At 36.3% G+C, this 19,610-nt stretch carries 14 protein-coding genes, 2 tRNA genes and 2 rRNA genes; all 18 read left to right on the forward strand.

All coding sequences use genetic code 11. The features are described 5' to 3' along the window. The 18 genes from dnaA to QBE53_00090 all read left to right on the forward strand — a co-directional run bounded on the left by dnaA (position 1) and on the right by QBE53_00090 (position 19,567). On the forward strand, positions 1 to 1,359 hold the full coding sequence (dnaA, locus tag QBE53_00005) for a chromosomal replication initiator protein DnaA (GenBank protein ID WZL81536.1): 1,359 nt from the start codon (positions 1 to 3) through the stop codon (positions 1,357 to 1,359). 247 nt (positions 1,360 to 1,606) lie between these two features. Next, positions 1,607 to 2,710: a DNA polymerase III subunit beta gene (gene dnaN, locus QBE53_00010; protein ID WZL81537.1), complete on the forward strand. Its 1,104-nt coding sequence runs from the start codon at positions 1,607 to 1,609 to the stop codon at positions 2,708 to 2,710. 82 nt (positions 2,711 to 2,792) lie between these two features. Continuing rightward, positions 2,793 to 3,002 (forward strand): RNA-binding S4 domain-containing protein, encoded by a 210-nt coding sequence (locus QBE53_00015; GenBank protein WZL81538.1) that lies wholly within the window; start codon positions 2,793 to 2,795, stop codon positions 3,000 to 3,002. Between the two features lie 10 nt (positions 3,003 to 3,012). Then, a complete protein-coding gene (gene recF / locus QBE53_00020) occupies positions 3,013 to 4,095 on the forward strand; it encodes a DNA replication/repair protein RecF (GenBank protein WZL81539.1) in 1,083 nt (360 codons plus the stop codon). Between the two features lie 47 nt (positions 4,096 to 4,142). After that, positions 4,143 to 6,050 carry a DNA topoisomerase (ATP-hydrolyzing) subunit B gene (gene gyrB / locus QBE53_00025; protein WZL81540.1) on the forward strand — a complete coding sequence of 636 codons (1,908 nt, stop codon included), beginning with the start codon at positions 4,143 to 4,145 and terminating at the stop codon, positions 6,048 to 6,050. Between the two features lie 20 nt (positions 6,051 to 6,070). Further along, complete coding sequence (gene gyrA, locus QBE53_00030) at positions 6,071 to 8,536, forward strand: DNA gyrase subunit A (protein ID WZL81541.1); 2,466 nt, start codon at positions 6,071 to 6,073, stop codon at positions 8,534 to 8,536. A gap of 130 nt (positions 8,537 to 8,666) precedes the next feature. Beyond that, on the forward strand, positions 8,667 to 10,070 hold the full coding sequence (locus QBE53_00035) for an S-layer homology domain-containing protein (GenBank protein ID WZL81542.1): 1,404 nt from the start codon (positions 8,667 to 8,669) through the stop codon (positions 10,068 to 10,070). A gap of 21 nt (positions 10,071 to 10,091) precedes the next feature. Further along, positions 10,092 to 10,994, forward strand: coding sequence for a fumarate hydratase (locus tag QBE53_00040; GenBank protein ID WZL81543.1), 903 nt, complete (start codon positions 10,092 to 10,094; stop codon positions 10,992 to 10,994). Between the two features lie 20 nt (positions 10,995 to 11,014). Continuing rightward, positions 11,015 to 11,563, forward strand: a complete 549-nt coding sequence (locus QBE53_00045; GenBank protein ID WZL81544.1) for a Fe-S-containing hydro-lyase — start codon at positions 11,015 to 11,017, stop codon at positions 11,561 to 11,563. Positions 11,564 to 11,655: 92 nt separating this feature from the next. Beyond that, complete coding sequence (locus QBE53_00050) at positions 11,656 to 12,129, forward strand: hypothetical protein (GenBank protein ID WZL81545.1); 474 nt, start codon at positions 11,656 to 11,658, stop codon at positions 12,127 to 12,129. An 88-nt stretch (positions 12,130 to 12,217) separates the two neighbouring features. After that, positions 12,218 to 13,363 (forward strand): BMP family protein, encoded by a 1,146-nt coding sequence (locus tag QBE53_00055; protein WZL81546.1) that lies wholly within the window; start codon positions 12,218 to 12,220, stop codon positions 13,361 to 13,363. A 74-nt stretch (positions 13,364 to 13,437) separates the two neighbouring features. Then, positions 13,438 to 14,964, forward strand: a complete 1,527-nt coding sequence (locus tag QBE53_00060) for an ABC transporter ATP-binding protein (GenBank protein ID WZL81547.1) — start codon at positions 13,438 to 13,440, stop codon at positions 14,962 to 14,964. Further along, entirely contained in the window at positions 14,964 to 16,061 is a 1,098-nt protein-coding gene (locus tag QBE53_00065; GenBank protein ID WZL81548.1) for an ABC transporter permease, read from the forward strand. The genes QBE53_00060 and QBE53_00065 overlap by 1 nt, the downstream gene beginning before the upstream one ends. 1 nt (position 16,062) lies before the next feature. Further along, positions 16,063 to 17,031 (forward strand): ABC transporter permease, encoded by a 969-nt coding sequence (locus QBE53_00070; protein WZL81549.1) that lies wholly within the window; start codon positions 16,063 to 16,065, stop codon positions 17,029 to 17,031. Between the two features lie 220 nt (positions 17,032 to 17,251). Beyond that, positions 17,252 to 17,340 (forward strand) — tRNA-Ser (locus QBE53_00075). Between the two features lie 225 nt (positions 17,341 to 17,565). Beyond that, positions 17,566 to 19,092: ribosomal RNA gene (locus tag QBE53_00080) — 16S ribosomal RNA — on the forward strand. A 281-nt stretch (positions 19,093 to 19,373) separates the two neighbouring features. Further along, positions 19,374 to 19,491 (forward strand): 5S ribosomal RNA (rrf, locus tag QBE53_00085). 3 nt (positions 19,492 to 19,494) lie between these two features. Next, positions 19,495 to 19,567 (forward strand) — tRNA-Ala (locus QBE53_00090). The last annotated feature ends 43 nt before the right edge of the window (positions 19,568 to 19,610 follow it).

Raw genomic sequence — 19,610 nt, forward strand, 5'->3', positions numbered from 1 at the left:
TTGGCTCAAAACATCATAGAAAACTGGGGGAAGGTCCAAGATTTATTACGTTATGAATCGGATATTTCTAAAGTCTCATATATCGCATTCTTAAAAAATCTAAAACCTCTACGCATTGAGGATGATACGATCATCATTCAAGCCGAAGATAAAATTGTCATTGATATTATTGAAAAAAAATATCTAAAAACCATTCTCATCGCAATTAGTGAGACCATGAATGAATCTTATGACGTTCGATTTGTCCTAGAAGATTCCGTTGTTGAAGATGATTCTTCACGTAAGCATGCAGAAAAAAAACCAGTTCCTTCTATAACAACAAGCGATAGTAACTTAAATACGCGCTACACATTTGAAACCTTCGTTGTAGGAAATAACAATAAATTTGCCAACGCTGCCGCCTTAGCTGTTGCGGAAGCACCTGCCGAAGCATACAACCCCCTCTTTATATATGGAGGTGTTGGACTTGGTAAAACCCATCTCATGCATTCGATTGCGCATTTCATTTTAAATGAATCGCCAGATACCAAGGTCTTATACGTTTCATCTGAAAAATTTACCAATGAACTCATTAATTCAATCCGTGCCGATAAGAATGAAGCTTTTCGTCAAAAATATCGAAACATTGATGTATTGCTCGTCGACGATATACAGTTTATTGCAGGAAAAGAACGAACCCAAGAAGAATTTTTCCATACCTTTAATACTCTATATGAAGCTAAAAAACAAATTATTATTTCTTCAGATCGTCCACCTAAAGAGATTGAAACCCTAGAGGAACGCTTACGATCACGCTTTGAATGGGGCCTAATTGCTGATATTCAAGCCCCTGATTTTGAAACACGTATGGCGATCTTAAAAAATAAAGCTGAACTTGAAAGCTTAGATTTAGATGATGAAGTCCTTCAATATGTTGCTGCCAACATCAAATCCAATATCCGTGAGCTGGAAGGCGCTGTTACAAAAATCGTTGCCTATTCTCGCTTAGTACAACTAGGCTATGAAAAAATAACCAAACAAATTGCAGAAGACGCACTTAAGGATCTTATAGCACCACAAGAAGATAATATTGTTACACCCGAATTGATTTTAGAAGTCGTGGCAGAACACTATAATATTAGTCACTCAGATATTGTCAGCAAAAAAAGACCGCGTGAAATCGCCTATCCAAGGCAAATCGTGATGTATTTGTGCCGTAAATTAACCGATGCCTCTTTACCACGTATTGGAGAAATCCTTGGAAAACGAGATCACACCACTGTTTTGCACGGCTACGAAAAGATTAACCAAGATATTAAAAAAGATGCCACACTAAAAAATTCAATTGATATATTGACTAAAAAAATCGTTGGCAAATAGCTGTGGATATCTATAGAATTTTCATGTGGTCAATTAAAATCGACTTGTGGATAGATTTTTCTGCAAAAAAAGACCTGTTAACTGTTTATAACAACTTTTTCTTTCGTCAACATGTTTATACTTGATGAAAAAAGCTTTAGTCATCATTGGTTTGACTACTTATTCACAAATTAACAGTGCCTATTATTATCATTACTAAAAAAATATTTATTTATATTATTGTTTTTACGCGAAAGGAGTTATTCACATGCATATCATTTGTCAAAAGAATGATTTACTTAATGGAGTTAATACTGTTTTAAAAGCAGTATCAACAAGAACAACATTGCCTATTCTTCAATGTATCTTATTGGACGCTCATGAAGATGACTTTAAACTTATAGGTAATGATCTTGAACTTGGAATTGAACATAGAACAAAAGCAACCATTGTAAAGCCTGGAAATATAGCCGTTGATTCAAAAATGTTTTCTGAAATTATTCGAAAACTACCGGATAGTGATGTTGAAATCACTGTCGATGAACATCAACTTATGACCATTAAATGTGAAAAATCTGTTTTTAATATTTCAACACAACCAGGTTCTGAATTTATTCAGTTGCCACAAGTAACGAAAACTAAACCACTTTTGATATCACAAAATGTGTTAAGGAATATGATTCATCAAACGATTTTCTCAATAGCTGTTGAAGAAATCCGTCCCATACTCACGGGCGAATTGTTTGAGATAAAAGATAATTTTCTGAATATTGTGTCAGTTGATGGATATCGAATTTCAATACGACAAACTGAATTAAGTGAAAATTTTGAAAATTTATCTGTTGTTATTCCAGGTAAGACTTTATCGGAGATTCAAAAAATATTCTCAACGGAAGAAGACAGCGAAGTTGCCATATATTTTACCGATAAGCATATTTTATTTGAACTCAATGAAACGATTATTGTGTCCCGACTTCTTGAAGGGGATTTTCCAAAGTATGATCAGATTTTTTCATCGGATTATGAAACCTTGATTAAGGTGGACCGTAAAAACTTACTTCAAAGTATTGATCGTGCAGCGTTGATGGCACGTGATAGTAAGAAGAATCCGATTAAATTCCAAATTGAAGACGATACCCTTTCTATTACTTCGAATACGGATTTAGGAAAGGTACATGAAGAGATTGACATTGATCGAGAAGGAAACACATTAAATATTGCCTTTAACCCTAAGTATCTTATTGATGCACTTAAAGTCATTGAAAATGAAGTTGTTGAATTGACATTTACATCTGCATTAAATCCATGTATTATTAAAAACTCAACGGATGAATCCTTTAAGTATCTGATTTTACCGATTCGCTTGAGTTAATTATATTGACCATGAATTGACAAAGAGTGGTATAATGAATTGTTGTAAGTATTTTTGGTCAAGTTTAAGAGGAGACCACGTGATGAAGGAAATAAAGATTGATCAGCCTTTTATTAAATTAGGACAAGTATTAAAATTAGCAGGTATTGCAGATTCAGGATCTTATGCTAAACTATTTATTAGTGACGGATTAGTTCAAGTCAATGGAGAAGTGGATACACGTCGAGGTAGAAAAGTATATCCAGGAGATGTAATAACTTTTGAAGATCAAACCATAAAAATAGTAGACTGATGGTGTTTACATGATAATTAAACGAATGCATCTGAAGAATTTTAGAAATTATGAGGAATGCTCAGTTGAGTTTGATGAAAAAATGAATATTATCCATGGCGATAACGCTCAAGGTAAAACCAACATCCTTGAGGCTATTTATGTGTGTGCAACGTCAAAATCCCATCGAACGAATGCATTTAAAGAAATGATTCAAATGGGATTTGATGCTGCGCATATAACTCTTGATGTTGAAAAAGATGAGGAAATATTTACGATTGATGTGCATTTTCGAAAGTCGAATAAGAAACATATCGCCATCAATAAATTGCCAATAAAAAAAATGGATGACCTTTTAGGTGTGGTTCATGTGATTATGTTCTCACCAGAGGATTTAAGTTTAATAAAAAGTGGACCCAAAGAGCGACGACGCTTTATTGATATTGAACTGAGTCAACTTGATGGCGTTTATTATAAATATTTGCATCAGTATCATCATTTACTTAAACAGCGCAATGCCTTATTAAAAAACTGTCAAAAAAACTATTCGCAAAGTTTAAAAGACCAGTTGGATATTTGGAATATACAGTTTATTGACATAGGTTCCAAAGTGATTGATTATCGAGAAAAGTTCATATCGGACTTAAATATTATTTATCAAAAACGACATTATGATATATCCGGCAATAAAGAAAAAATGAATTTAGTTTATGAAAAAAATACATCAATTGAGGAATTTGAAAGAAAAATCAGTGCATCGACACCAAGGGATATTCGCTTTGGTTCAACCACGGTTGGACCTCACCGCGACGATCTTTTGTTTGAACTTAATGGTGTTGATCTAAGAAAGTATGGTTCTCAAGGTCAGCAAAGAACAGCAGCACTGTCTTTAAAGTTATCCGAGATTGATTTAGTTGTTCAGCAAAAAAATATTCGACCGATTCTTTTATTAGATGATGTCTTATCAGAATTGGATGGGCATCGTCAGGTTTATTTGATGAATCATCTAAGTGATATACAAACATTTATTACTTGTACAGGTGTCGAAGATTTTATTCAAAAAAATAATCACCATAAAAGCTTTTTTTATATCAAATCAGGAGAAATTGCATAACAAAGTAGACTAAGCTATAATGGTAATCATGCAATCAGGAGGTACACATGAGTAAAAATTTAGAGTACAATGAAAGCCAAATACAGGTTTTGGAAGGATTGGAAGCTGTTCGAAAAAGACCGGGAATGTATATTGGTAGTACATCTTCACGTGGATTACATCATCTTGTTTATGAGATTGTTGATAATTCCGTGGATGAAGCATTAGCCAATCGTTGTAACAAGATTCAAGTAACTATTCATGAAGATAATTCAATATCGGTATTAGATGATGGTTACGGGATTCCAGTAGGAATTCAAAAGCAAAAAGGACTACCGGCGGTTACGGTTGTATTTACAATCCTTCACGCAGGTGGAAAATTTGGCGGAAGTGGCTATAAAGTTTCTGGTGGATTACATGGTGTAGGTGCTTCAGTTGTTAATGCCCTTTCTGAATGGTTGGAAGTTACTGTTTATCAAGACAAAAAAGTTCATTTTCAACGCTTTGAACGTGGTAAGATGATTAAACCACTTGAAGTCATTGGAAAAACAAAAACAACAGGAACTTATGTCCATTTTAAGCCGGATCCAGAGATTTTTGAAGAAACGGTTTATGATTTTGATTTGCTTAAAAATCGCTTACAAGAAATGGCTTTTTTAACGAAAGGATTATATATTTCACTGGAAGACAAACGTGTTGGTGAAGAGCAAAAAGAAGAGTTTCACTATGAAGGCGGAATCATTGAGTTTGTAGCTTATCGTAACCGGAACAAAGAAAAAGCGTATCCGGAAGTATTTTATTGTGAAGGTGAAAAAGATAATGTATTGGTGGAAGTATCCTTCCAACACAATGATTCCTATGTAGAGAATGTATTTACTTTTGTTAATAATATTAATACACCTGAAGGTGGGACACACTTAAGCGGTTTTAGAGCGAGCTTAACAAAAACATTAAATGATTATGCACGTAAAAATAAATTTTTAAAAGATAATGAGCCGAATTTAGCCGGTGAAGATGTTCGTGAAGGGATTACAGCGGTTATTAGTATTAAGATTGGTGATCCTCAATTTGAAGGACAGACAAAGCAAAAGCTAGGTAATAGTGAAGCCCGAGGTGCAGTAGATTCTATATTATCTGAACATCTGAATTATTTTCTTGAAGAGAATCCATCCGTTGCAAAAACGATTTTGAATAAAGCAGTTAATGCAGCAAGAGCACGTTCGGCGGCGCGTAAAGCAAGGGATTTAACACGTAGAAAAACAGCATTAGAAAGTACGTCATTACCTGGAAAGTTAGCAGACTGTTCAGAAAAAGATCCTGCGCTTTCAGAAATCTATATTGTCGAGGGTAATTCAGCCGGAGGATCTGCAAAGTCTGCTAGAGACCGACGAACACAAGCGATATTACCACTTCGAGGGAAAATATTAAATGTTGAAAAAGCACGATTAGACCGTATCCTTGGCAACAAAGAAATCCAAGCGATGATTACAGCCTTTGGCGCAGGGATTACCGATGATTTTGACTTAGAAAAACTTCGATACCATAAAATTGTTATCATGACGGATGCCGATGTTGACGGTGCGCATATTCGTACATTGTTGTTAACTTTCTTTTATCGTTATATGCCTCAATTGGTTGAAAATGGTAATGTATTTATTGCACAGCCACCACTATATAAAGTCACGAAAAACAAACGCTCAGAATATGTTTACAATGAAAAAGCGCTTGATAAGCTACTTGATGAAATCGGAAGAGACGGTATTACATTGCAACGGTATAAAGGTCTTGGAGAGATGGATGCTGAGCAGTTATGGGATACAACAATGGATCCTGAGAATCGAATTCTTTTACGTGTTGAAATTGATGATGCAGCCGGCGCAGATGAAATATTTACAACACTTATGGGTGATCGTGTCGAACCACGACGTGAATTTATTGAAACGCATGCAAAATACGTTAAGAATTTGGATATATAATGATTTGGAGGTAGCAACGAATGGATGAAAATCAACAAAGAGATCAGATTATTTCCGTCGAGTTACAAGATGAGATGAAAAAATCATACATCGACTATGCAATGAGCGTTATTGCTTCAAGAGCATTGCCTGATGTACGCGATGGATTAAAACCTGTACAACGACGAATTTTATACTCAATGAGTGAGTTGAACTTATCTCCGGATAAACCTTTCCGTAAATCGGCGCGTATCGTCGGAGATACAATGGGTAAATATCACCCTCATGGTGACTCCTCAATATATGATGCTATGGTACGACTAGCCCAAGATTTTTCTATGCGGGAAATGTTGGTTGAAGGGCATGGAAACTTTGGATCGGTTGATGGTGATAGTGCCGCAGCTATGCGTTATACGGAAGCTAGATTAAGTAAAATATCCATGGAAATGTTAGCTGATATCAATAAAGATACGATTGACTATCGACCTAACTTTGATGAATCGTTAAAAGAACCGGTAGTTCTTCCGTCAAGATACCCAAACCTTTTGGTTAATGGGGCATCAGGTATTGCAGTTGGAATGGCAACAAATATTCCGCCACATAACTTGGAAGAAGTCATCGATGGTGTTGTCAAGATTATTGATAATCAAGTCAATGAAGACCGAGATACCGATATTGATGAATTGATTGATATTATCAAAGGACCGGATTTTCCAACCTTTGGTAATATCTTAGGTACGACGGGCATTACAGAAGCCTATCGCACAGGACGAGGTATGGTTAAAGTCCGTGCAACAGTTGATATAGAGCCAATGAGTGCAACACGCCAGCGAATCATCGTGACCGAATTACCTTTCCAGGTCAATAAAGCACGTTTGATTGAAAAAATAGCCGATTTGGTTAAAGAAAAACGGATTGAAGGTATCAGTGATTTACGTGATGAATCCGACCGACGCGGTATGCGCATGGTTATTGAATTAAAGCGAGATGCCAATGCCAACGTTATCTTAAACAAACTTTATAAGCATACGCAATTACAAGATTCCTTTGGTATGAATATGCTTTCATTAGTCAATAACGAGCCCAAGATATTGAATTTAAAGCAAATGCTTGTATATTATTTGGATCATCAAAAAGATGTAGTAACACGACGTACAAAATATGAGTTAAAACGTGCAGAAGATCGTGCACATATTTTAGAAGGTTTGATTAAAGCCTTAGACCACATTGATGAAGTTATCAAAATCATTCGTGCTTCAAATAGTACGCCGGATGCTAAGATTAACTTAATGGAACGTTTTGGTTTTTCAGAGGCTCAAGCTCAAGCAATTGTTGATATGCGTTTACGTGCACTTACTGGTTTGGAACGGGAAAAACTACAAAATGAATATCAGGAATTACTGGAATTAATACAAGAGTTAAAGGCTATTCTTGCAGATACCAAACGTCTTCTACAAGTTATTCGGGAAGAGTTGTTTGTGGTTCGTGCAAAATATGGAACGCCAAGACGGACAAAAATTACCTTTGATGATGGCGAAATTGATATTGAAGATTTGATCAAAGAAGAGATGACGACCATTACAATGACCCATCTAGGATATATTAAACGTATGCCAATGGATACCTACCAAAGTCAAAATAGAGGTGGTAAAGGAAAAATTGGTGCAACTATTCGTGAAGAAGATTTTATTGAACGTATCTTTATAACTTCAACACATCACTATATTTTATTCTTTACAGATCGAGGAAAAGTATATCGATTAAAGGCATATGAGGTTCCAGAATCTAGCCGTACAGCCAGAGGAACAGCCATTGTCAATCTATTACAGATTGAATCAGGAGAAAATATTACTGCGGTTATTCCGCTCAAAGAATATTCAGAAGAACAATACCTTTTAATGGCAACCAAAGATGGAATGATTAAAAAATCGTCAATTATGGAATATGCCAATATTCGTGTCAGTGGTCTACAGGCAATCAATTTACGAGATGATGATATTTTGATTGAAGTAAAACTTACGGATAATAATCAAGAAGTTCTTCTAGGAACAAAACTGGGTCAATGCATTCGATTCTTTGAATCAGACGTTCGAGTGATTGGTCGAACATCTATCGGAGTTAAAGGTATTAACCTTAATCCTGAAGATGAAGTTATAGGTATGCAACTGATCTCCCAAGGACAGGACTTGCTGGTTGTTTCTGAAAAAGGATTAGGAAAACGTACACCAATGGATGAATTCAGTGTGCAAAATCGTGGTGGAAAAGGTGTTAAATTCTACAAGATAAATGCTAGGACCGGCAATGTTGTAGGGATGAAAGCTGTTAATGACGATAATGAAGTGATCTTAATTACGACAGAGGGTGTTGTTATCTGCATTCGTGTACACGACATCAGTACCTTTGGACGTGTAACATCCGGAGTAAAGCTAATGGATCTAGATAAAGATGTCTATATAGCAAGCATTGCAAGAATTAAAGAAATCAAGACCAAAATAGAAGAAGAATAAAAGAACATTATGCAAAACGAGTCGCCACTAGTGGTGACTCGTTTTCTGTAATATGTTTGTAATAGGAAACATAGGGATAATTTGTTATAATAGTAATGCAATGCAAATATTTGTTTAGGAAAGAATGGTTATGAAAAAAAAGAATATAAAACAACAGATAATTTCATATGTACTTATATTTTTTATTTTTATGATATGTAATATAAGTGCAGTCAGCACCGTTTCGGCTCGAGAAATAGGTACCTTTGGTTTTACCGATGATGAAATCAATCGAACAATTAATCAGATCAATAGTGTAAGGGCAATCTATGACTTACCTTCTTTGTCGTATAATCAATCATTAAATAAAACGGCAGAAACGCACAATCGCTATATGGAATTTAATAATAGCTTTTCATCGATTGAAGAAAGCGGAAAAACATATTTTCGCGGAAGATATCCTTGGGATCGAACGACTTTTAACAACTATCGAAAGGCATATGTCTTTGAACTATTAAACAATAACATATCAAATTATACCAGTGGATTAAACCAACTCATGCAAAACCCATATGCCAGATATGGAATTTTAGATCCCCTTTATGAAGATTTGGGAATGAATATTTATAAAGGTTACGCAACATATCTACTTGGAGGAAAATCACGAAGTGATCAATATGAAGTGGTTTATCCATATAATCAGCAAACGGATGTGGGAACGATTTTTACCAATAAGTACATTTTGAATCCCTATGCGGATTTAAAGATGAATGCGTTTGTCGGAATTCCTATCACCTATACTTACTATGAAGAAAAAGGGATTATTGAACGATTTAATAATTTAAAAGTAAGTGTAACCAACATTTCAACAGGCAAAGAAATCGAAACACATATCGTAACATCAGATCAAGATCGAAATATTAACAATACAATTATGATTTTGCCATTAAAAGCCTATGATTATGGAACAACATATCAAATCAAAATTACAGGAACAATGATTTTTGATCGAATGGTAGAAATTAATGGTGTAACAACAAATCGTAAGGCTATTAATTATACATCAACATTTACAACAGCATCCAGCACATATACGATTAATCAGCAAGCCTATATCACACGAGCTCAATTTGTCGAAGAATTAATTAAGGCAAGTTCTATTCCGGTGCAAGAATCTTTAGAAATCATTTTTTCAGACATAAATGTAAATTCACCTAATTATAAGTATATATATACAGCATATGTCAATAATATCATCTTAGGATATGAAAATAACATGTATCGACCGGGCGCAAATATTAATCGAGAACAAGTATATACAATATTAATTCGTACATATGAAAAAGAATATGGAGAAATTGAATTATCATCAGTGGATCGGTTCTTACGTTTCACAGACAAAGAAAAAATTAATACATATGCATTGGAATCTATGTATAAAGCAAAAAAAATAGGACTAATTACAGATAATGCATATCAGTTTAACCCATCGTCATATATAACGACATTAGAGTTTAACAATATTATGGATCAATATAAAAAAATTATTAAATAAAATCTATATGGAGGTCACTGAATGCACAATGCTATGCACCATTCAGATTTACGAATTATCGAACTATCAGAAGTAACAGCAAAAGTTAAATCAATGATTTTATCAGCCAACTATAATTTAGGCGAAGATATTAAAGCCAAGCTTAATGATGCTATAAAAACTGAAGAATCGGAGACAGGGATTAATATTTTAAATCAATTGCTTGAAAATGCACAAATAGCTGCAAATAAAAAAATGCCTATTTGTCAGGATACAGGTATCGCTGTTTTTTTTCTAGAAATCGGTGAAGACATACATTTTCACAATGATTTAGCAATAGAAAAAATGCAGCCTTTACAAAGTGGAATTGAGCAGGCAATCAATGAAGGCGTACGCCAAGGCTATACCGATGGATATTTGCGAAAATCCATTGTAAAAGATCCATTTGATCGCGTGAATACAGGAGATAATACTCCAGCGGTGATTCATTATAATATCGTTCCCGGACGGCAATTAAAAATTTATTTTTCACCTAAAGGTATTGGCAGTGAAAACATGAGCCGTATTTATATGCTAAAACCTTCCGAGGGCATGGAAGGTGTAAAAAGAGTTGTTCTTGAAACAATCGAAGCTGCCGGTCCTAATCCATGTCCGCCAATTATTGTTGGTGTTGGTGTTGGAGGATCCTTTGAAAAGGCCGCAATCTTAGCAAAAAAATCCTTGCTTCGTCCAATTAATCAAACATCAGAAGATGAAGTGATTGCTAGACTTGAACGGGATATATTAAATGCAGCGAATGATTTAGGCATTGGACCACAAGGTTTTGGAGGTAGGACAACAGCCCTTAGTGTGAATATATTGACATATCCTACACATATCGCCGGATTACCAGTTGCAGTTAATATGAGCTGCCATGCAACAAGGCATGCAGAGATTGTCATATAATTTTAAGAGGAGACGAGATAATGATTCGAATTCAAACCCCATTAACAAAAGAAATAGTTGAACAACTTAAGTGTGGTGATCAAGTCTTACTTACAGGAACATTATATACATCAAGGGATGCAGGGCATAAGCGGATGATAGAACAAATAAAAAACAATCAGCCGTTGCCATTTCCAATTCAAGAAAGTATTTTGTACTATGTGGGTCCGGCACCGGCGCGTGAAGGTGAAGTAATTGGTTCAGCAGGACCGACAACAAGCTATCGAATGGATGAATTTACGCCGACACTTTTAGAACTTGGATTGAGAGGAATGATTGGAAAAGGAAACCGCAATCAAGACGTTGTTGATTCAATGATTAAAAATAAAGCAATATATTTTGGAGCTGTTGGTGGAGCCGCAGCACTCTTAGCAAATTGTATAAAAAAATCAGAAGTTATCGCTTATGAAGATTTAGGACCAGAAGCATTAAGAAAATTATATGTTGAAGATTTTCCAGTGACAGTAGTCATTGATTCTAAAGGCGATAATTTATATAAGATAGCAAAAGAAAAGTACGTGAGAAAATAAAATTATATGTCATTACATAATGACATATAATTTGAAAACAATGTTGTAATTCAAAAATATATATACTATAATAAATTTAGATTGGAGTTTACGTGATACAAGAAATCATTAGACATAAAAAGTTAACACTATTTCAATGGTGGATTATTTTCATCATACTATTTATGGCAGTTGTTTCAATAACAGAAATAATTGAAATCATAGGAAAGTATGAAATAAATCGTATTATTGATTTTTTTATTGTGTTGTACTTGTATATTTTTATCTTTTTATACTGGCAAATGCACTATTATCAGTATGAAATCATTGATGGGCATCTAGTGATAAAGGAATTTTTAGGGAAAAAAGAAAAATACACACTAATTATTCCATTTAGTCACATCATAAGCCTCTCAATGCAATCATCAAAAACAGTATCTAAATATCATAAGAAGAAAACCTGTAAAAAACATTGGATGGTTGGTTATAACGTATATTTCATTGAATATGATGATTATATGGATGTAAGTCTATTAGAATTTCAATGTAGTCATGAATTTATTCAATCACTTAATAGACATATATAGTTTTAAATTGTCTATATATGTTATAATATATTAAGTAACAAATATTTTGACAATAAATTTGTCGTCTTAACAAGGGAGGAAAAGAATTATGAAAAAAATGTTAGCAATTTTATTAGCACTTATGTTAGTTTTAGGATTAACAGCATGTGGTGGAAGTGATGATACATCAACGGATGGTGACACTACGGATGCAGTTGAAGACACTGTTGATGAAAGTGAAGACACAACTGAGGAAACACCAGATACAACAGATGAAACTGAAGATACATCGGATGAAATGACAGAAGAAGTTGATTTTTCTGTGGCGCTTGTAACAGATACAGGTGGTATTGATGATAAATCTTTTAACCAAGGGACTTGGGAAGGTATTCAAAAATTTGCTGAAGAAACAGGAGCTGAAATTACATATGCTCAATCAAATTCAGATGCAGATTATATTCCTAACCTTTCAACATTCTCAGAAGAAGATTATGATTTAATCGTAGCACCAGGATTCTTATTTGTAGAATCTATGTCAGAAGTTTCTAATAACTTCCCAGAGCAAAACTACTTGCTTATTGATGACGTTGTTGCCGATCGACCAAATGTTGCAAATGCAGTATTTGCAGAAGAACAAGGTTCTTTCTTAGTTGGGGTTGCAGCAGCTCAAGCAACACTTGACGCAGGTAAAAACTCTGTTGGATTTATCGGTGGTATGGACTTTGCTTTAATTCAAAAATTTGAAGCTGGTTTTATTGCTGGTGTTAAAGAAGTTGCTCCAGATATGGAAGTTGTTGTTGAATATGTTGGTGACTTCGTTTCAACAGAAGTTGCTGCATCATATGCAAGCCGTATGTATGATAATGGTGCTTATGCAATTTATCATGCAGCAGGTGGAGCAGGTAACGGTTTATTAAAAGAAGCAAAAGACCGTCGTGCAAGCGGTGAAGACGTATGGGCGATTGGTGTTGATAAAGATCAATATGCAGATGGTGTATATGGAGATAATGGCGAATCTGCTGTATTAACTTCTATGGTTAAACGTGTTGACGTTGCATCATATAATGTTGCTGAAATGGCAATGAATGGTGAATTCCCAGGTGGAGAAACTCTTGTATTTACACTTGAAAATGATGGTGTAGGTATCCCAGCTGAAAATCCAAACTTATCAGATGAAATTGTAGCTTTAGTTGATGAGTACGCAGGTAAAATCAAATCAGGCGAAATCACTGTACCAGCTGTACCAGAAGATTAATTCGCATAATGACATAAAAACCAAGACTTATGTCTTGGTTTTTATTTTATACTAAAAAATTAAGGAGTGGTGTTATGGAATATGTAATTGAAATGCTGGATATTACAAAAGAATTTCCCGGAATAAAAGCCAATGATCATGTTACATTACAAATTAAACAGGGTGAAATTCATGCGTTGCTAGGAGAAAATGGGGCTGGTAAATCAACACTTATGAGTGTTTTATTTGGATTGTATCAACCGGAAGAAGGAATCATAAAAGTTAAAGGCAAAGAAGTTAATATAGCAAATCCTAACATCGCGAATGATTATGGAATTGGAATGGTACACCAACACTTCAAATTAGTAGAAAATTTTACAGTAACAGAAAATATTATTTTAGGGGCAGAGCCTAAAAAATCTGCAGGTCGTATAGATATGGACCAAGCAGAAAAAAGAGTTAAAGAGCTTAGTGAACAATATGGTCTTCATGTAGACCCAAAAGCGAAGATAGAAGATATATCCGTAGGAATGCAACAGCGTGTAGAAATTTTAAAGATGTTGTATAGAAATGCAGAAATATTAATTTTTGATGAACCTACAGCGGTATTAACACCTCAAGAAATTCATGAATTGGTTAATATCATGAAGGAACTTGTAAAAGAAGGAAAATCGATTGTATTAATAACACATAAGTTAAAAGAAATAAAAGAAGCCGCTGACAGATGTACGGTTTTACGACGAGGAAGATATATAGGAACAATTGATGTAGCAGATACAACAGAAGAAGAAATGGCCGAAATGATGGTTGGACGTGAAGTAAGCTTTAGCGTTGAAAAAGATGAAGCTAAGCCCAAAGAGGTTATTTTATCCATAAAAAATTTGGTTGTAAAAAATAATCGAGAACTCGTAGCCGTTAAAGATTTTAGTTTAGATGTAAAACGTGGAGAAATATATTGCGTCGCAGGAATTGATGGCAATGGTCAATCAGAATTAATTGAAGCCATAACAGGACTAAGAAAAGTGGAGTCAGGCTCTATTTCAATTAATGGAAAAGAAATTCAAAATAAAAGTATTCGAGAAAGAACATTATCAGGTATTGGACATATTCCGGAAGATCGTCATAAATTTGGATTAGTCTTGGACTTTTCTTTAGAAGAAAACTTTGCACTACAATCTTATTTTGATTCTTCATTATCACAAAAGGGATTAATAAAATTTGAAGAACGACGAAAAATGTCCGAACAATTAATTGAAGAATTTGATGTACGAAGTGGAAAAGGAAGTGAGACATCAGCCCGCAGCATGTCAGGAGGAAATCAGCAAAAGGCTATCATCGCACGTGAAATATATCGTTCACCGGATTTACTTATTGCTGCTCAGCCAACAAGAGGGCTAGATGTTGGAGCTATAGAATATATACATAAACGTTTGGTTGAAGAGAGAGATCAAGGAAAAGCAGTATTATTGATGTCATTAGAGATGGAAGAAGTTCTTAATCTATCAGATAAGATAGCCGTTATCTATGAAGGAGAAATAGCAGGTATTGTAAATGCAAGTGAAACAAATGAAAATGAAATTGGATTGATGATGTCTGGTTCAAAGAAAGGAGCTATCAAATAATGGGGAAAATTAGAAATTTTGTCGCAAACGAAAAAAACCATAAAGTACTAATTCCATTGATAGCTATTTTTATGGGATTTTTAATCGGTTCATTTATTATGTTGATAACAAAACAAAGTCCTGCCATCATGTTTAAATCAATGATTCGTGCAATTACAGGAATTAACCTCGATCGCTTAGGAACGGATAAATGGTTTAGTGCAAGGATTGCAGGTGAGTATTTTGTATATGTCATGCCAATTGTACTTACCGGTTTATCGGTTGCATTTGCATTTAGAACAGGTTTATTTAATATCGGTGCAGAAGGTCAGTTACTTATGGGAGCTTTTGCAACAACTGTTATCGGAATTAATTTAGACCTTCCTAAAATTATCTTATTGCCGCTTGTTATTATTGCAGGAGCAGTAGCAGGAGGATTATGGGGATTTATACCAGGTTATCTTAAAGCAAAGTTTAATGTTCATGAGGTTGTAGTTACAATAATGCTAAACTATACAGCCTTGCATTTAACCAATTATTTAATGAAGTTAATTCCTGGAAGTACATCCAATAAGACAGAAGCATTAAATGAAAATGCGTTGCTTGGAAGTGAACTTCTTCGTAAATTAACAAGCAATTCACGATTAAACTTTGGATTTATTGTAGTCATTCTAGCGGTATTCTTATTTTGGTTTATCATTAATAAGACAACCTTTGGATATGAATTAAAAGCCGTAGGGTTTAATCCATTTGCTGCAAAATATGCAGGAATGAAAGTTGAAAGAAATGCAGCTTTATCCATGGCGATTGCAGGTGCCTTCTCAGGTTTAGCCGGTGTTATTATTGTATCAGGAACCTTTGGATACGGTCGGATGATTGCATCTTTTGAAAACTATGGATTTGATGGAATTGCCGTTGCCTTAATCGGTGGAAATACTGCAATTGGTTCATTATTAAGTGGCTTGTTATTAGGTGCCTTAAAAGCAGCACAGCCGATTATGCAAGGTCAAGGGGTTCCAAATGCAATAGCAACGATAATTACAGCAACGATTATTATCTTTGTTGCGATGCAAAAAGGTATACAGGCTCTTCTAAAAAAAGTAAAGGGGGCTAAATAATATGAAAGATTTGATTTATTCAATGATTCAAGCGACCTTGATTTATTCTACACCAATTATTTTAGCTGCAATGGGGGGATTATTCTCCGAGCGAAGTGGTGTTGTTAATATAGGTTTAGAAGGGATTATGATGATTGGTGGATTTGCGTCTGCCACAGTAATTGTTTTTATTGAAAGTTTTACAAGTTTGGCACCTTGGATATCTTTAATTGCCGGAGTATTAGCAGGAATGTTAATTGCCTTATTACATGCTTATCTTTCTGTTAACTTAAGTAGTGATCAAGTCATTTCAGGTACAGCTATTAATATTTTTGCTGGTGGTATTACAATTTATTTGGCAGAGATAATTTTCCAACAACAAAGAACGGATACATTTAATCAAGGATTCCTAAAAACTTCAGTCCCAATATTAGAAAAAATTCCAATTATAGGACCAAGTTTATTTAGTAAGGTTTATCCAACGGTATATTTAGCCTTTATTATTGTATTAATTTCGTGGTATATACTATATAGAACTTCTTTTGGATTACGATTAAGAGCAACAGGAGAGCATCCTCAAGCAGTTGATAGTATGGGGATTAGTGTCTATAAGATGCGCTATATTGGTGTTTTGACGTCAGGAGCTTTAGCAGGTCTTGCTGGTGGAATTATGGTATTGACCCAAAACACTCAATATACGATAACCAGTATACATGGTACAGGATTTATTGCCTTAGCAGCGCTTATTTTTGGTAAGTGGAGACCTGCAGGTGTGGTTGCAGCAAGTTTATTCTTTGGATTTTCACAAGTACTTAGCTTATATTCCAGTTCAATAGCAGATGTATTTAGCTTAGATTTTATAGGAAAACTTCCTAATGAATTCTTCTTTGCACTTCCATATGTGTTAACGGTTATTGCTCTTGTTGTATTTAGTGGAAAATCTGTTGGGCCAAAAGCGGCAGGGGAACCTTATGATAAAGGTAAACGTTAGGTAATGGTTTAACATATTTACTATAAGATAGGGTCAAGATAATCCCATATTTACTTGATCCTATCTTATATCATACTATGTAGCATAGGTATATATTAGAAGAGAAGTAATTTTTTACAAATAGTTTGGAAAAGAGGTTGACAATCATAAGCGCCTTTAGTATAATAATCCTTGCGCTGAAAACAACAGCGATTTCATATTATGATAAGTAATTCAGTTTGGAGAAGTACTCAAGTGGCTGAAGAGGTGCCCCTGCTAAGGGTATAGGTCGTTAATAGCGGCGCGAGGGTTCAAATCCCTCCTTCTCCGTTAGTTTTCAAGAAAATGAAAACTTTTTCAAAAAAGTTGTTGACACGGTCGGTGAGATATGATATTATAATCTTCGCTGACAAAAACAGCGAAACGCAAAAAAAATACCAAATGAACATTTGATAATTGAATAGTGAAGTAAACCAAGTTATACCAAACAATTCTTGAGAGATCAAGTAACAGTAATAGCGAACAGCTAGTGTTTAAGCGAGGATAAAAAACTTTTAATTTGAGAGTTTGATCCTGGCTCAGGATGAACGCTGGCGGCGTGCCTAACACATGCAAGTCGAGCGAGAAGGCTTTGACGGAATCTTCGGATGACGGATGAGCTGGAGAGCGGCGGACGGGTGAGTAACGCGTGGGTAACCTGCCCTATGGAGGGGGATAACTAAGAGAAATCTTAGCTAATACCGCATAAGCGCACAGTATCGCATGATACAGTGTGAAAAACTCCGGTGCCATAGGATGGACCCGCGTCAGATTAGCTAGTTGGTGAGATAAAAGCTCACCAAGGCGACGATCTGTAGCCGACCTGAGAGGGTGATCGGCCACATTGGGACTGAGACACGGCCCAAACTCCTACGGGAGGCAGCAGTGGGGGATATTGCACAATGGGCGAAAGCCTGATGCAGCAACGCCGCGTGAAGGAAGACGGTTTTCGGATTGTAAACTTCTATCAGCAGGGAAGAAAATGACGGTACCTGACTAAGAAGCCCCGGCTAACTACGTGCCAGCAGCCGCGGTAATACGTAGGGGGCAAGCGTTATCCGGAATTACTGGGTGTAAAGGGTACGTAGGCGGCCCATTAAGTCAGATGTGAAAGCCCGGAGCTCAACTCCGGGATTGCATTTGAAACTGGTGGGCTAGAGTACAGGAGAGGAAAGTGGAATTCCTAGTGTAGCGGTGAAATGCGTAGATATTAGGAAGAACACCAGTGGCGAAGGCGGCTTTCTGGACTGTAACTGACGCTGAGGTACGAAAGCGTGGGGAGCGAACAGGATTAGATACCCTGGTAGTCCACGCCGTAAACGATGAATGCTAGGTGTCGGGAGTCGAATCTCGGTGCCGCAGTTAACGCAATAAGCATTCCACCTGGGGAGTACGGTCGCAAGACTGAAACTCAAAGGAATTGACGGGGGCCCGCACAAGCGGTGGAGCATGTGGTTTAATTCGAAGCAACGCGAAGAACCTTACCAAATCTTGACATCCTTCTGACCGTCTTTTAATCGAGACTTTCCTTCGGGACAGAAGTGACAGGTGGTGCATGGTTGTCGTCAGCTCGTGTCGTGAGATGTTGGGTTAAGTCCCGCAACGAGCGCAACCCTTATCTTTAGTAGCCAGCATTTCGGATGGGAACTCTAGAGAGACTGCCGGGGATAACTCGGAGGAAGGTGGGGATGACGTCAAATCATCATGCCCCTTATGATTTGGGCTACACACGTGCTACAATGGCGGATACAAAGAGAAGCGACAGGGTGACCTTAAGCAAACCTCATAAAGTCCGTCCCAGTTCGGATTGTAGTCTGCAACTCGACTACATGAAGTTGGAATCGCTAGTAATCGCAGATCAGAATGCTGCGGTGAATACGTTCCCGGGCCTTGTACACACCGCCCGTCACACCATGGAAGTTGGAAGCGCCCAACGCCAGTGACCCAACCGTAAGGAGGGAGCTGTCTAAGGCGAAATCAATGACTAGGGTGAAGTCGTAACAAGGTAGCCGTATCGGAAGGTGCGGCTGGATCACCTCCTTTCTAAGGAAGAACTTAGACCTGAGGGTTTAAGATGAGCAGCAGAGACTGCCGTCGTGGTAACGACGTCAAAAAACATACAACAAGCCGAAAGGCAACTCGCAAACACGGTAGAGCGAGATTTACTTCACTATTGAGTTATTAAAAGTAACTTACAATTTAATAACATCTAAGAGAAAACTTGGAAGCTTTCCTCTCAATGTATGCAAGCATACATCTGCCGGAAAGAATAAACTAGAAGTTCATGAAGAACTGAAAGTTCTGAGTTTTTCATAGAAAAACTCTTAGGTGGCGATGCGTCCTCGGGAAACACCCGTTCCCATACCGAACACGATGGTTAAGCCTTGGACGGCCGATGGTACTTGGTTGGTAACGACCTGGGAGAGTAGGTGGCTGCCTATTTATGGGGGTATAGCTCAGTTGGGAGAGCACCTGCCTTGCAAGCAGGGGGTCAGGAGTTCGAATCTCCTTATCTCCATTCGACAGGGAACTGTCGTATGAAAGTAGTGAATGAACATTGA

The organism is Vallitaleaceae bacterium 9-2, from assembly GCA_038396585.1.
Taxonomy (GTDB): domain Bacteria; phylum Bacillota; class Clostridia; order Lachnospirales; family Vallitaleaceae; genus UBA1351.

Bases quoted from the DNA above. Each gene is read 5' to 3' on its own strand.
- dnaN (WZL81537.1), top strand. From the start codon at position 1,607: ATGCATATCATTTGTCAAAAGAATGATTTACTTAATGGAGTTAATACT.
- QBE53_00015 (WZL81538.1), top strand. From the start codon at position 2,793: ATGAAGGAAATAAAGATTGATCAGCCTTTTATTAAATTAGGACAAGTA.
- recF (WZL81539.1), top strand. From the start codon at position 3,013: ATGATAATTAAACGAATGCATCTGAAGAATTTTAGAAATTATGAGGAA.
- gyrB (WZL81540.1), top strand. From the start codon at position 4,143: ATGAGTAAAAATTTAGAGTACAATGAAAGCCAAATACAGGTTTTGGAA.
- gyrA (WZL81541.1), top strand. From the start codon at position 6,071: ATGGATGAAAATCAACAAAGAGATCAGATTATTTCCGTCGAGTTACAA.
- QBE53_00035 (WZL81542.1), top strand. From the start codon at position 8,667: ATGAAAAAAAAGAATATAAAACAACAGATAATTTCATATGTACTTATA.
- QBE53_00040 (WZL81543.1), top strand. From the start codon at position 10,092: ATGCACAATGCTATGCACCATTCAGATTTACGAATTATCGAACTATCA.
- QBE53_00045 (WZL81544.1), top strand. From the start codon at position 11,015: ATGATTCGAATTCAAACCCCATTAACAAAAGAAATAGTTGAACAACTT.
- QBE53_00055 (WZL81546.1), top strand. From the start codon at position 12,218: ATGAAAAAAATGTTAGCAATTTTATTAGCACTTATGTTAGTTTTAGGA.
- QBE53_00060 (WZL81547.1), top strand. From the start codon at position 13,438: ATGGAATATGTAATTGAAATGCTGGATATTACAAAAGAATTTCCCGGA.
- QBE53_00065 (WZL81548.1), top strand. From the start codon at position 14,964: ATGGGGAAAATTAGAAATTTTGTCGCAAACGAAAAAAACCATAAAGTA.
- QBE53_00070 (WZL81549.1), top strand. From the start codon at position 16,063: ATGAAAGATTTGATTTATTCAATGATTCAAGCGACCTTGATTTATTCT.